Here is a 12756-nt window from a genome sequence, read left to right as displayed (position 1 = left end):
CTGTGCCTTTGCTGTTTCGTTCTTAATCGTGGGTACGGTTGAAACAGAATGCCAGATTCATTGAATCTGTGCTTGCAGGGATTCGATGCGATCTCGCTTCTGTCGTTGCTTCGGTTTCGACAGAACCTAACTCGCACCATCGCGCGCCAGCCGAAGGCCGCTGAACTGCCACCTTGTGCCGGGTGAGAAGAAGTTGCGATACGTCGCGCGGATATGGGTCTTCGGCGTCACGCAGGAGCCGCCGCGCAGTACGATCTGCGAGCTCATGAACTTGCCGTTGTACTCACCGAGTGCGCCAGGCAGAGGCTTATAGCGGGGATAGCCGGTGTAGGGAGACTGGGTCCACTCCCAGACGTCGCCGAAGAGCTGCTGCGGAGCGTGAGGTTTTGTCGCGGCGGCGCTGGCCGATGACGGATGCAGGCTCTCGTGTTCGAGCAGATTGCCTTCGATCGGCTGCTGGGCAGCGACAAACTCCCACTCGAACTCACTGGGCAGGCGATGGCCGGCCCAACGTGCGAAGGCATCGGCCTCGAAGAAGCTGAGATGGCAGACAGGCGTCTCGGAGAGTTCGTCGAGAGGACGGAAGCCGTGCAGCGTATAGACGCTCCAACCGGATTTGGTGTTGGCATCGCGCTGCCAGTAGAGCGGAGCCTGCCAGCCTTCCGCGCGCATGGTGTCCCAACCTTCGGAGAGCCAGAGCTCGGGGCGGGAGTAACCGTTCTCGTCGATGAAGGCCAGATACTCGGCGCAGGTAGTAAGGCGCGAAGCCATGCGAAAGGGGGCGAGGTAGACCGGATGGCGCGGCGTCTCGTTATCGAAGGCAAAGCTGTCGATGGCCGTGGGGTCGGGGGTAACACCAATCTCGACGACGCCCGGGCGGACGGGATATCCGGGGGAGAAGCTGAACCAGTCCAGCGGTGGGGCGATCTGTGCGTTGTCTCCGGCGAAGTTGTCCGGAGCGGCTACGTAGGCCGGATGCAGCGGGTTGGTGAAGAGCGCGTGCTTGGTGTCAGTGGCGATCAATTCAAGGTGCTGCTGCTCGTGTTCGAGGCCCAGGACGATGCGGCGCAACGCTTCGTCTTGCGGGGCATGCTCCAGCAGGCGGGTGATGGCAGCGTCGACATGACGTCGATAGGCCAGGATCTGGTCGAGCGGTGGCCGGGAGAAGGATGCGCGCAGTTTCTTCTCCGGCATCTCGCCGAGCGACTTGTAGTAGCTGTTGAAGAGCCAGCGGAAGTCGGGATGGAATGGCTGATAAGCGGCCACGAACTCGCCGAGCACGAAGGTCTCGAAGAACCACGAGGTGTGCGCGAGGTGCCACTTTACGGGCGAGGCCTCGGAGCAGGACTGCACCATCAGATCTTCCGGGGTAAGAGGCGCGCAGAACTGCATCGTCGCCTGACGGACGTCAAGGAAGCGTTTGAGCAGCGAAGTGGCAATAGAGGGTTCGGTTAACATCAGGGCACGCTCCAGTCTTCGGCTGGGCTTCTTCGAATCAATGGCACTACTCTGCGTGTTGCTTTCCATGAGTTTGCTAGCCGAGCTCACAGTACCTTACCAAACGCTACGGGATAGAAAGCGCCTGTGCAAGAAGAAGATGGTTTCAACGGGCTAAAGGTTTCACGCATGTGCGTTCAATAATCGGGCGAGCCCAAAGGCGGCCGCCGCCGCGGCTCCTCCGATCAGAACGGTTTGTACGGCGCTGCGCAGCCAATGCGAGCCAAGCAGCCTCCCCTTCACCCCTCCGAAGACCGCCAGGGCGATCAGGGTGATCACCACCGAGGACCGCAACGCGGAGAAGGTGTCGGCGAGCAGCATGTAGGGCAGCAGGGGGATAAATCCTCCTGCGATGTAGGAGGCCGCGATGGTCAAGGCCGACCGCCAGGCCCTGCCCTCTACCGGTGTTTCAAGGCCCAGCTCGAAGCGCATCATGAAATCGACATAGGCCCTGGGGTTGGCCTGGAGTGCACGCAGGACGGGTTCCGCCGCTTTGCGGTCGACCGAGTAGGCGGCAAAGATCTCGTAGATCTCGTCTTCCTCGTCGCCGGGCCGTTCGACGACCTCGTGCTCTTCGCGGCGGCGTTCGGAGGCGAAGTGTTCGGCGTCTCCCCGCGCCGCGAGATAGCCGCCCAGCCCCATCGCGATGGACCCGGCCGCGATCTCGGCGAGCCCGGCGATGATGACGAGGTGTCCGGAATCGACCGCACCGGCCAGCCCCGCCGCCAGAGCAAACGGCACGGTCAGTCCATCGGCAAGCCCGATGACGATGTCGCGTACGACGTCGGAGGACTCAAAGTGGTGCTCATGATGCAGTGAAGAGGGGGTGGAGGATTGCATAGTTATCCAGTGTAGAGCGGGAGTTGCGGGCCAGAAAGACGTGGGGAAACAGCTATAATGTAAGGAGGCGTTTCTGCGGAGATTACTATGATTGCCAGCAAAAGTCCCGTAAATCTTGACCAATTGAAAGATGCTTTTTCGCTGGGCGAAGCGAATGTGGCGTTGGAGGGATTCGACCCCCACCAGCATCCGCTCTATGCAAAGCTAAAGAATCAGGTCCTCTCTGGTGAGATGTCTGCCTCCGAGATGGGTGATGAAATTATTGCCTATGCCATGCGGCGGCAAACGAATAACGCTGCCGCGTGAAGCAAGCATTTGTCGACCCCTACTGCTATCCCGGAACGAATGTCCTCAAGAATTTAGCCGACATTCGCGACCGTGACATGCTTGAAATGACGGAGGCGGCGCTGACGGCCTCACAGACGCTACTCGTCGAAACGTCCTTCAGCCCACCGTACGATCTCGCAAAACTTCTCTTGATACATCGAACGCTTTTTGGCAAGCTCTATCCCTTCGCGGGACAGGTACGTGTGCACACAGGCCGTATAACTAAAGTCCGTGCCAGCGGTTACGCCGTTGTCTATTGTGATTCGGCATTCATTCCTGAACAAATAGGCCTGGTCTTTCGGCGTCTCGCGGCGGAGGGATACCTTACAGGGATGCCTCAACAAGCTTTCATCGAACGGGCAGCTCATTTTTATGGGGAGCTCGATGCCGTCCATCCGTTCCGTGAAGGCAATAGCCGTACGCTTCGCCTATTCTTTTCAGGTTTGGCTCAGACTGCAGGCTACCAGCTTGACTGGAGCATCCTTGCGGCAGAAGAGGGGCTTCGCGAGCAGCTCTATGCAGCCCGTGACCTCGCGGTGATGCACGGCGATTCTGCATCGTTAGCCGCAATCTTCGCTTCTATCCTTTCGCCACTCTGAAGGGAAACCCAACCCAATCATTTCGCCGCTACAACGATCTTGGGCCTGGCGTCGAACTCCCGCCGAGCCGTCTGCACGCGCTCCTGATGTGCCATCACCCATTGCCAGACGCCGCAGAAGGCCTCCGACAGGCTGAGGCCCATGTCCGTCAGCCGGTACTCCACGTGCGGCGGAATCACGGGGTGCACGGTGCGCACGATCAGACCGTCGCGCTCCATCTGGCGCAGGGTCTTGGTCAGCATCTTCTGGCTTACGCCACCGACCAGTTCCGCCAACCGCGTAAAGCGCACCTCTCCGTGCTCCTCCAGGGCCTCCAGCACATACATCGTCCAGCGATCGGCAACCGCGTCGATCATCTCGCGAACCATTCGTTCCAGTTCTGGGGTACGCTTCGATTCATCGGCCATTTTGCAAATCTCCTTTACGGTTTCCATTAAGTAAGTACAGAACGATTAAGTGCCTACTTCCTAAAGGAGAGTGTCAACTCTAGAGTAGCTCAAGGAGACAACGCATGAATACCACAGGAAACACGATCTTCATCACCGGCGGCGGTTCCGGCATCGGCCGCGGGCTCGCCGAAGCCTTCCACAAGCTGGGCAACAAGGTCATCATCGGTGGCCGTCGCGAGAGTGTTCTTGCTGCCACTGCTGCTGCCAACCCGGGCATGGAATTCATCGTCTTCGACGCCGCTTCGCCCGAGAGCATTACTGCCGGAGCCGCGGAGCTGACACGGCGCTTCCCCGCGCTGAACGTGGTCATCAACAACGCCGGGGTGCAGTGGCAGCATAACTTCGCTACAGAAGCTACGCTCAACGAGGCCAATGTCGCTTCGGAGATCGACATCAACATCCTCGGCGTCCTGCGCGTCAGCTCCACCTTTCTGCCGCATCTGAAGCAGCAGGCTGCGGCGACGATCATCAATGTCACCTCGGGCCTGGCCTTCACGCCGATGGCGGTCTACCCGGTCTACTGCGCGACCAAGGCTTTTGTGCACTCCTTCTCGATGTCGCTGCGCCACCAGTTGCGCGAGACGACCGTGCGCGTCGTGGAACTCGCTCCGCCCTGGGTTGGGACCGAACTGGCTGCGGCACAGCCGGAGCAGGCCGACCATGGCGAGATGAAACCCATGCCACTGGCGGACTTTATCGCCGGGGCCATGGAAGCGCTCGCTACCGACGGAGTGGAGTTGCTCATCGCCAATGCGCGCTTCCTGCACGATTCCGCCGTGGCGCCGCAGGCCGCCGAGGTCTTCGCGATGGTCAACGGAGCTCACTAAGCAGCTGCCGTGCTAATCCAAACTGCAAACGCCGAATACGCGAAGGACGCCGAGTTTGCGCCAGGTTTCCTTGCGTCAACTTGGCGTACTCGGCGCACTTAGCGTTTGCAGTTTGATGACATCCCCCTGGCAAACACAGGAAAGCTGGCCCGTTGGGTTGCGGGGATTGATACACTCATCCCTGCAACCCATGAGCCTTAAAGCCAAGATCGAAGCTGTCATCTACGCGTCAGAAGAGCCCGTGACGCTCGCGCAACTCACCGGCCTGCTGGGCGAAGAAGGCCAGGCCGAACTCGATGCCCTCGAGTCGCAGCAGCAGTCACTGGCGCTGGACGAAAATCCCGCCGGCGAAGCTGAAACCGTTGACCAGGATTCACTGATTGACCAGGATGCCTTGAATGCCGAGACCCTGGACGAGTCCGAGGTTTCGAGCGCTGAAACGCCCGATGAACCGGTCGAGGAATCGGCTGTAACGGGTGAGGTTGAGAGCGTAGAGACCCAGCCTGTCGAGCCGGAGCCTGCTCCGGAGACGGCCCCAGCGACTGAGCTGCCGGCAGAGCCGTCCGCGGAGGTTCCAGCGGAATCTCCGGTTGAGGACAAAAAGCTCACCCGTGAACGGGAACGCAAGCTGCGCGATTACTTCCGTTCGCTGCTCGATCAGCTCATCTCCGACTACGTGAATAACGACCGTGGACTGGAGATTCGCGAGGTAGCGGGCGGTTTCCGCCTGGCGACCAAGCCTGAGTATCACGATGCCGTGCGCGGCTTCGTCAAATCGCTCAAACCGCCTCTCAAGCTGTCCCTGCAGGCGCTCGAGACGCTTGCCGTGGTGGCCTACAAGCAGCCGGTGACCGCTCCTGAGGTCTCCGAGATTCGTGGTGTCGACTCTGGCGGCGTGCTCGGTTCTCTGATGGCGCGCAAGCTGGTGACGACTGCCGGACGTAAGCAGGTGATCGGCCGTCCCATCCTGTACAAGACGACCAAGGACTTCCTTGTCCGTTTCGGACTGAAGGACATCAACGAGCTCCCCAGCATCGAAGAGTTTGAGAAGATGGCCGGTGAACTTGCGGATAGCGAACCCGTGCAGGAGGAGATCCCCATGGACGACGTCAACGGCGGTACGCCCTCCAGCCTGGACGAGGCCAACTCAACTCCTGAGCCGACCAGCACGCTGCATGAGAGCGTCGAGGAGCTGATCAGCGACGACTCGACGAAGCCCGAGGGGCATAACCTTGAGCATGCCGATACGCATGAGGTCGAGCCGCTGGTAAGTGAGCCTGTTCCTGAGGAGCCCGTTCATGTGCCGGAGAGCGAGCCGCAGGCCGATGGGGACAGCAGCGACGAAGACTAGGACCTGTCATCAAATTGCTTCTGAAGTGAAATCGAACAGTGCCGAAGCAAACAGTTTGCACGGTTCGATTTCACCGTTTGCACGATTTAGCTTCGCTCTAAGAAGAGTTTGATGACGCACCATAGAATTTCCGTGAGCCTCTTTCCGGGACTCTCTTTAGGTTTTCTTGCGTTTCTCGCGCTTCGAAGGCGATAGACTAGAGAGTCTATGAAGCCCGAGACGAAAGACGCCGCGCCGCGCGGTGATCGCTTACAAAAGATTCTTGCCCAGGCCGGCATTGCGAGCCGCCGTGCCGCCGAGACGATCATCCTGGAAGGCCGTGTGCAGGTGAACGGCCAGGTCGTTACCGAGCTCGGCACACGAGCCGATGCAACGCGTGACCACATTCGCGTCGACGGCAAACTGCTGCATGGCCCGGAGCCGCAGCGCTACTTCATGGTCAACAAGCCGCGCGGTTACGTCACGACACTCGACGACCCCGAGCATCGCCCCACGGTTATGCAGCTTCTCGGCCAGGATGCACAGAGGAAGAGTGTAGGCGAGCATAACAAGCTGCCGCGTCTTTATCCTGTCGGCCGTCTCGACTATCTGAGCGAAGGCCTGCTGCTGATGACCAACGATGGCGAGCTTGCGAATAAGCTGTCGAAGGCGGCTGCCGGTGTCGAGAAGACCTATCTCGTCAAGGTCTCAGGTTCACCGACAGATGAGGCCATCGACCAGTTACGTCGTGGCATCATGATCGATCGTGGCCGCCTCAATGAGGTCCGCAGTGGGCGTCGCGATCGCGTACTCACGAACCCCGCAAAGATCGAGCAGGTTCGTCGTGGCGAGAATCCGTGGTTTGAGGTCACGCTGACGGAAGGCCGCAATCGCCAGCTCCGCAAGATGTTTGAAGAGATCGGCCATCACGTCGAAAAGATTCGCCGCATCGGCTATGGCGCGCTCGTGCTGGATATTCCTCCGGGTGGATTTCGCGAGCTGACTACGGGTGAAGTGCAGGCGCTGGGCCGTGCTGCGGCAGGCAAGAAGGTCGAGCGCAAGAAGACGCTGCCTGAAGCCGCGCAGCTGAAGAAACCTGTGCCTCCGAAGAAACGTGCTTTTAAGAAGGCAGTTCGTAAGCGCACTTCGTAGTGCGTGTTATCAGACTGCGCGAAGCGCGTTCCGTGACGCTTTAGCGTCGCGGGGCGGAGGGAGCCGTAGCCTAAAGGCGATTGCCTCCCTTACCCTCCGTCTCCCTGATGCTGAAGCATCGGGGAACGCGTTCCGCGCTGTGTTGAACAGACGAATGGCTCACCATACGAGCAACCCTTTATTGCTGCTGAATGAATTCAGCTTCCGGTGGAAACATCGCATTCCACTGGAACGTCTTCCTCTCTATTGGAGGCGCTTTTCTATGCGTGGAATGAAGTACGTTTTTGCTGCAGTATCAGCCGCGATTTTTTTGACTGCCGCTCCGCAGTCGCATGCCCAGATCACCATCAACATCGGAGCTCCGCCAGCTTGCCCGTATGGCTACTACGACTACGCTCCCTATAGCTGCGCGCCCTACGGCTACTATGGACCGGAGTGGTTCAACGGTGGTGTCTTTATCGGCGCGGGCAAGTGGTTCCATGGTCCTGCCAACTTTCACGGCAATGTGAACAACCGTCTGGATCCGCAGCACGGTTATCACGGTGCGTTGCCCGCTCATGGCCCGGCCCAGGTGCATCCCGATAAGTTCAAGAGCTTCCAGGGCAATGAGGCGCGCGATGGTCGCGGCCATGTTCAGGCCGGCGGACATCGCTAATCGATGGAATAAATAGCTTTCTCAAACGTTAACAAAAACAAGGCCTTTGCGTGGAGTTACGCTGCGCAAAGGCTTTTGTATATTTATCGCTGGACGTAAACGCAACTTTCCATGTTTTAACGCATTCTTATTTCAAGTGAGGTGCTTCATGCGTGTACTTAAATATTTACTGATCGCTACTTTTGCATTCGTTTTCTTGGGCGCGGCCCCTGCACCGGTTACTCCGGCTTTGCACGCTCAGGTCACCATCGGCATTGGTGTAGCTCCGGAATGCCCTTACGGGTACTATGGCTACGCTCCTTATAACTGCGCTCCCTACGGCTACTATGGGCCGGAGTGGTTCGTTGGCGGCGGCTTCGTTGGGGCGGGCCCATGGCATCATGGCGCGCCCTTCTACGGCCACATCAATCGCGCTTTCGATCCTCGCTTTGGCTACCATGGCGCGTTCCCCGGACGTGGCCACTATGTAGAGCATCCGGATCACTTCCGTAGCTTCCACGGCAGCCACTATAGCGACGCGCGCGGAAACTATCACACGGAAGCTGAGCACGGCCACTATCGCTAACTAACGGTGTGCGTCTCCTGCGGGGGACGCACACGGATCTTCCACATGGGCCTGACGGTACGGTGTACCGTCAGGCCATGTGCCCAGATACAACTGCCCCGGTGTTCCATTGCGGAAGACGACAGGCGGCGGAACATATCTGAAGCTGGTCGAGGGCTCGGTCGCGAGCGAATCGATCACAGCATCCAACACCTTCCAATAGCCAAAGAAGTCGAGTTGATTCAGCGACGCTGATTCCTCAAATCCACTGCGCCCTGCAATGTGTTTCGGCACCTTCGCTAAAGGTGTTGCAAGAGCAATGTCGTAGCGCGAGTCCGGTGCTCCGGGCGATCCGTGTCCTGCACCGATCTTCTTTCCGCCATGCTCATCGCCAGGCAGGATCAACAACACGCGGCGGTCTGACTTTGTGGCACATAACAGCCCAGCCAGTTTCCGACCGGTTGGCAGACCGATTGCCTTGTCATCCTCGCCTGTAACCATCGCGATGGGCAGCGTCGGCGGCAGATCGCGCAACGCAGGCCAGATGCTCTTTGCCGCCGGGCCCCGGACGACGTGGTAGGCGTCCGCCGGTGCAGCCAGCACCAGGGCCTGGGGCGCGGGCAGATGGGTTGAACCCGTAGTGGCTGCGAGCTTCAAAGAGATCGCCGCACCCATGGAGTAGCCGAAGTACACCACGCGCTGCGGGTCCGGGACGATGCCGCGCTGGTTCAATGCCGTAAGCGCCTCTTGTTCTGCTTGCGCCGTGTTATCCACGACGATCTGCGGTGAAGTCGAATCGGCATCCTGGTACACGGGGAATACAACGACGTTGCCCTCACGCGCGAGATGGTCGATGAGTGCGCCATAGTTCTCCGGATTCATGCCCTGCCATCCGTGATGAAAGAACACGAACGGTGCCTTGCCTTCGACAGCGGGCTCCGCGGGGAGAAAGACGTAGACGCGGTGCATGCCTTCGCCAAGGGCGACGAGGTCGATCGAGGCATGTGTCTGCCGTGCTTCAAGGACTGCTGGACCGAACTGACTTTGCCAGTTTTGCTGAGCGCCAGCGGGCGACACGCCTAGCGCCAGAAGGATTCCAACCCCGAGGGGGCGGCACCACCCGTCGATGGCCCGCTTGAAATTTTGAATTCTCATGGCTTCGTAGATTCCTGTGCGGTCGTGACAGGAGCCGCGACGGGCTTTGGTACTTCCTGCACTGCGAGCCAGCGCAGCAGTTTCGTCGTGATGAGGGTTGCGCCGTCATCGGAGAGATGAATGCCGTCACTCTGGCGCAGCCGCGTTGTGTGGCCGTCGATCTCACCGTAGTCGCGAAAGCGTCCGCTGCCATCGCCGACAAGACCGGCCGTACCCACCCAGATGGCATGGGGCGAAGCGCTCACGACACTGTAGTCGATGCGATTGATCAGTGCGATGCGCGCATCGTAGACATCGGACTTCATGGGCGGCAGTCCCAACCAGATCACGGTTGCGCCATTCTCTTCCAGCATGTCGAGATATGCCTGGACCCTGCGCTGGTAGATGCGTTTCCATCCGTCTGAACCAAACGGGTAAGTCACGCCGTCCTCGACGAAGCCCTGTCCGTCATTTGCGCCGATAGCCACGAGCACGAAGTCGGGGCGTGCCTCTTTCAGCATGGCAGGATATTCAAGCTGCCAGTTGAAGACCTCCGGTCGCGCCAATCCGGTGCCTGACTTGAAGGCATGGACGAAGCTGAGGTTCTTGTAGAGAGAAGCCTGGCGCAGGATCGTCGAAGACATTCCCACGGCCATCATGGAGTCTCCCGCGAGCGCAATGGTGCGCGTTTTACCTGTGGCAATCGAGGGGATCGCAGGGAGAGTGCTCAAGCCTGGCGCAGCATCCGGGCGCAGCGGTACGGGCTGTATCGTGACGGTCGCGGTTGTTGGCGTGACAGGCTTCGTGACGGTAGTTGTATTTTTCAACGGTACCGTGACTGTCGATGGGGCCACAGGCGGAGGAGTTAGCTCTTTCGGTTGAGTGTGAGTGTTCGCCTCGGCCAGTGCGGCCGGGTCGTCGCTCCAGCCGATGCGGGCCAGCTCCACGAGAGTATTTCTGCGTCCCTGTTCGATGTGCAGCGGCGCAAGCGCGCGGTGCAACGCCGTTGCAACCGGCATGGCAACAGTCCGCTCCAGTCCGAGGTCCAGCCGCTGCGCCCAGTCATAGAGGCCGCCCGACTCCAGCAGCAGGGCTGCAAGCGCAAAGGCGCCAACGCTGGCGGCGAGTTGGGAGAGCGTCGAAAAACGTTGATACGCGCGCATGATCGGGCCTTACAACCTCAAAACTGAAAGTAGATGAATGGTGCCACACCCGTCGGCCCCAGCAGCTCAATCGCAAACACGCCCAGTGCCAGCGCCACGCCGTTGACCGCAACCGGCATGCGCGACATCGTCGCTTCAACACTGCGACGCCAGACAGGCGGAGCATATTGTCCGAAGAGTCCCAGCACCAGGCACAACACCACGGGCCATGCCGCCAGCGTCACTGCACCATGGCTGCCCAGCTGATGCAGCACTGTGGCCGCGAGTCCAAACGTAGGAGCACGGAAGAAGACCCAGCCCAGGCATACGGCATGGAACATCAGCAGGCGTGCGACCCATGGCCACGCGGTGCTGGAGCGCAGACGTTGCACGGCAGGCGAGGGAGCTGCAACCCATAACCGATGGATGACGAGATATAAGCCCTGCAGACCGCCCCACATCACGAACGTCCACGAGGCCCCATGCCACAGGCCGCCGAGCAGCATGGTGATCATCAGGTTGATGTAGGTGCGAGAGACGCCGCGGCGCGATCCGCCCAGCGGGATGTAGAGATAATCGCGCAGCCAGCTGGAGAGCGAGATGTGCCAGCGCTGCCAGAACTCCTGCGGATCGGTCGCGGTGTAAGGCGCGTTGAAGTTGCGCGGGAAGCGATAGCCCAGCAGCATCGCGCAGCCGATGGCGATGTCCGTGTAGCCGGAGAAGTCGCAGTAGATCTGCGCGGCGTAGCCGTAGATGGCGAGTAGCACATCGACCGAGTGGAAGTTGGCGGGCGCGCTGAACACCGGCTCGACCAGCCGCGTCGAGAGCGTGTTCGAAAGAATCACCTTCTTGAACAGCCCCGCGAGGATCAGCAGAAACGCCCGGTTGACGCGGATATGCTGCAGGCTGCGCTGGCGCAGAAGCTGCGGCACGAAGTTCGAAGCGCGCAGGATCGGCCCGGCGATCAACTGCGGAAAGAATGCGACGTAGAGCAGAGCATCGAGCAGGTGCAGCGGCTCACGCAGCTTGCGGCGATAGATATCGCCCATCAGCGAGATCGCATGGAACACGAAGAACGAGATACCCAGCGGCAAAAATGGCGTAGAGATATTCCACCCCGGCGTGTGTCCGACGAACCCCCACAGCCCCAGCGCGCTCAGCAGCAGGAAGCTGGTGTACTTGTAGTAGGCAAGTACGAGGAGGCACACGGTAACGCCCGCGATCAGCAGGCGCTTGCGCGTTACACCGTCATCCGTGCGTTGCAGAGCCTGGCCGATGAGACCGGCGAAGAGCGAGATCAGAAAGAGCAGAGGAACATAACGCCAATTCCAGAAGCCGTAGAACAGGTAGCTTGCCGCCAGCAGAAAACTTTTGTGCGCGATCCGGCGCGGTGCCAGCGCCCACGAGATCGCCAGCACGGCGAGAAAAAAGACGGCATATTCAACAGTAGGGAAGAGCATAAGGCTTGCTTGCGCAAAGATTACGTTAGAACTGCTCTAGTGTCTCAGTTTGAATTGCCGACAGGGTTGCGCACAGAGATACCGGGGCTGTGAATCGCCTGCTTTTCTTTCAGCCCTTCTCGCAGGGAATCTGCTGCTGACGAAGGCTCGCGGGGCGCTTAGCCTCTATGTCATCGCAGCAGATTCTCTGAACTCCACATCACGCAATTTCAGCGGCAGGCGTGACTTTGGCGAGGTCCTGCTTCAGCAGATAAAACGAAACGGCCAGCAGAACTACGTCTTTCATCAGGAAGGCGACGTTTCCGACCATCGCGGGAAATCCTCCGGCAGAGGGTGCCCAGCCGTCGGGCATGAAGGGGATAATCGTAACTGTCGCGATGAAGGTAAACACGGACCCGAGAGCTCCTAGGACTCCCAGCTTCTTATTCCAGAATCCGGCAAGCAAGAGCGCTCCAAACAGCCACTCCGAGACGCCTAGGAAGTACGACGAGCCTGTCATTCCGAAGACGGGGTACATCCAGGAGATGAGCGGCCCGTGGGTAAAGAAGGGGACGAGTCCCTTCACCTCATAGTCAAACCATTTCTGATACCCGAAGAAGAAGTAGATGATGACCATCGACGCGCGAACGAGATGGTTGTCGAGATTGCCCTTCAAGAGACCTGTTTTCGATAGAAGCCTGATAAGCCAGTTCATGATCTTGTCCTTTTCTTTTCCTTGAATGCGGTGCTTTCAATGGGAAGCATCTTTGAAAAGGATATGAGACTTGTTGGCGTGTTTAGTCTTATTGATATACCTTATA

14 protein-coding genes are annotated in these 12756 nt (G+C 59.3%); 7 read left to right on the top strand and 7 right to left on the bottom strand.

What is annotated here, in order from left to right; genetic code table 11:
* Positions 1 to 126: 126 nt before the first annotated feature.
* Entirely contained in the window at positions 127 to 1458 is a 1332-nt protein-coding gene (egtB, locus tag HDF15_RS19115) for an ergothioneine biosynthesis protein EgtB (protein ID WP_184258444.1), read from the bottom strand.
* A 162-nt stretch (positions 1459 to 1620) separates the two neighbouring features.
* Positions 1621 to 2337 carry a VIT1/CCC1 transporter family protein gene (locus HDF15_RS19110; RefSeq protein ID WP_184258442.1) on the bottom strand — a complete coding sequence of 239 codons (717 nt, stop codon included), beginning with the start codon at positions 2335 to 2337 and terminating at the stop codon, positions 1621 to 1623.
* An 87-nt stretch (positions 2338 to 2424) separates the two neighbouring features.
* Between HDF15_RS19110 and HDF15_RS19105 the strand changes: the two genes are divergently transcribed.
* Both HDF15_RS19105 and HDF15_RS19100 read left to right on the top strand, forming a co-directional pair.
* On the top strand, positions 2425 to 2643 hold the full coding sequence (locus tag HDF15_RS19105; RefSeq protein ID WP_184258440.1) for a hypothetical protein: 219 nt from the start codon (positions 2425 to 2427) through the stop codon (positions 2641 to 2643).
* On the top strand, positions 2640 to 3263 hold the full coding sequence (locus HDF15_RS19100; protein WP_184258438.1) for a Fic family protein: 624 nt from the start codon (positions 2640 to 2642) through the stop codon (positions 3261 to 3263). The genes HDF15_RS19105 and HDF15_RS19100 overlap by 4 nt, the downstream gene beginning before the upstream one ends.
* A 17-nt stretch (positions 3264 to 3280) precedes the next feature.
* Here HDF15_RS19100 and HDF15_RS19095 read toward each other — a convergent pair whose 3' ends face one another.
* Positions 3281 to 3670, bottom strand: coding sequence for a helix-turn-helix domain-containing protein (locus tag HDF15_RS19095; RefSeq protein ID WP_184258436.1), 390 nt, complete (start codon positions 3668 to 3670; stop codon positions 3281 to 3283).
* 104 nt (positions 3671 to 3774) lie between these two features.
* On the opposite strand from HDF15_RS19095, the gene HDF15_RS19090 reads away from it, so the two are divergent.
* From HDF15_RS19090 to HDF15_RS19070, 5 genes are all read left to right on the top strand, one after another.
* Positions 3775 to 4539, top strand: coding sequence for an SDR family oxidoreductase (locus tag HDF15_RS19090; RefSeq protein WP_184258434.1), 765 nt, complete (start codon positions 3775 to 3777; stop codon positions 4537 to 4539).
* A gap of 190 nt (positions 4540 to 4729) precedes the next feature.
* Entirely contained in the window at positions 4730 to 5890 is a 1161-nt protein-coding gene (gene scpB / locus HDF15_RS19085; RefSeq protein ID WP_184258432.1) for an SMC-Scp complex subunit ScpB, read from the top strand.
* Positions 5891 to 6097: 207 nt separating this feature from the next.
* On the top strand, positions 6098 to 7021 hold the full coding sequence (locus HDF15_RS19080) for a pseudouridine synthase (RefSeq protein ID WP_184258430.1): 924 nt from the start codon (positions 6098 to 6100) through the stop codon (positions 7019 to 7021).
* 262 nt (positions 7022 to 7283) lie between these two features.
* Entirely contained in the window at positions 7284 to 7676 is a 393-nt protein-coding gene (locus HDF15_RS19075; protein ID WP_184258428.1) for a hypothetical protein, read from the top strand.
* 148 nt (positions 7677 to 7824) lie between these two features.
* Positions 7825 to 8241: a hypothetical protein gene (locus tag HDF15_RS19070; protein WP_184258427.1), complete on the top strand. Its 417-nt coding sequence runs from the start codon at positions 7825 to 7827 to the stop codon at positions 8239 to 8241.
* On the opposite strand, the gene HDF15_RS19065 is transcribed toward HDF15_RS19070, so the two are convergent.
* The 4 genes from HDF15_RS19065 to HDF15_RS19050 all read right to left on the bottom strand — a co-directional run bounded on the left by HDF15_RS19065 (position 8242) and on the right by HDF15_RS19050 (position 12650).
* On the bottom strand, positions 8242 to 9375 hold the full coding sequence (locus tag HDF15_RS19065; protein ID WP_184258425.1) for an alpha/beta hydrolase: 1134 nt from the start codon (positions 9373 to 9375) through the stop codon (positions 8242 to 8244).
* Positions 9372 to 10517, bottom strand: a complete 1146-nt coding sequence (locus tag HDF15_RS19060; protein ID WP_184258423.1) for a DUF459 domain-containing protein — start codon at positions 10515 to 10517, stop codon at positions 9372 to 9374. Before HDF15_RS19060 ends, HDF15_RS19065 begins: the two co-directional genes overlap by 4 nt.
* A gap of 17 nt (positions 10518 to 10534) precedes the next feature.
* Positions 10535 to 11956, bottom strand: coding sequence for an MBOAT family protein (locus tag HDF15_RS19055; protein WP_184258421.1), 1422 nt, complete (start codon positions 11954 to 11956; stop codon positions 10535 to 10537).
* A 199-nt stretch (positions 11957 to 12155) separates the two neighbouring features.
* On the bottom strand, positions 12156 to 12650 hold the full coding sequence (locus tag HDF15_RS19050; protein ID WP_184258419.1) for a YkgB family protein: 495 nt from the start codon (positions 12648 to 12650) through the stop codon (positions 12156 to 12158).
* Positions 12651 to 12756 lie beyond the last annotated feature (106 nt).

Origin of the sequence: Granulicella mallensis, from assembly GCF_014203225.1 — a bacterium.
In the GTDB taxonomy this organism is placed as follows: Bacteria; Acidobacteriota; Terriglobia; order Terriglobales; family Acidobacteriaceae; genus Granulicella; species Granulicella mallensis_A.
Note: the sequence above shows the minus strand (reverse complement) of the source record. Positions and strands in the feature narration are given on the sequence as shown.

What these genes read in the sequence shown, in the direction of transcription:
- egtB (WP_184258444.1), bottom strand. Translation starts at nt 1,458, where the DNA reads ATGTTAACCGAACCCTCTATTGCCACTTCGCTGCTCAAACGCTTCCTT.
- HDF15_RS19110 (WP_184258442.1), bottom strand. Translation starts at nt 2,337, where the DNA reads ATGCAATCCTCCACCCCCTCTTCACTGCATCATGAGCACCACTTTGAG.
- HDF15_RS19105 (WP_184258440.1), top strand. Translation starts at nt 2,425, where the DNA reads ATGATTGCCAGCAAAAGTCCCGTAAATCTTGACCAATTGAAAGATGCT.
- HDF15_RS19095 (WP_184258436.1), bottom strand. Translation starts at nt 3,670, where the DNA reads ATGGCCGATGAATCGAAGCGTACCCCAGAACTGGAACGAATGGTTCGC.
- HDF15_RS19090 (WP_184258434.1), top strand. Translation starts at nt 3,775, where the DNA reads ATGAATACCACAGGAAACACGATCTTCATCACCGGCGGCGGTTCCGGC.
- scpB (WP_184258432.1), top strand. Translation starts at nt 4,730, where the DNA reads ATGAGCCTTAAAGCCAAGATCGAAGCTGTCATCTACGCGTCAGAAGAG.
- HDF15_RS19080 (WP_184258430.1), top strand. Translation starts at nt 6,098, where the DNA reads ATGAAGCCCGAGACGAAAGACGCCGCGCCGCGCGGTGATCGCTTACAA.
- HDF15_RS19075 (WP_184258428.1), top strand. Translation starts at nt 7,284, where the DNA reads ATGCGTGGAATGAAGTACGTTTTTGCTGCAGTATCAGCCGCGATTTTT.
- HDF15_RS19070 (WP_184258427.1), top strand. Translation starts at nt 7,825, where the DNA reads ATGCGTGTACTTAAATATTTACTGATCGCTACTTTTGCATTCGTTTTC.
- HDF15_RS19065 (WP_184258425.1), bottom strand. Translation starts at nt 9,375, where the DNA reads ATGAGAATTCAAAATTTCAAGCGGGCCATCGACGGGTGGTGCCGCCCC.
- HDF15_RS19060 (WP_184258423.1), bottom strand. Translation starts at nt 10,517, where the DNA reads ATGCGCGCGTATCAACGTTTTTCGACGCTCTCCCAACTCGCCGCCAGC.
- HDF15_RS19055 (WP_184258421.1), bottom strand. Translation starts at nt 11,956, where the DNA reads ATGCTCTTCCCTACTGTTGAATATGCCGTCTTTTTTCTCGCCGTGCTG.
- HDF15_RS19050 (WP_184258419.1), bottom strand. Translation starts at nt 12,650, where the DNA reads ATGAACTGGCTTATCAGGCTTCTATCGAAAACAGGTCTCTTGAAGGGC.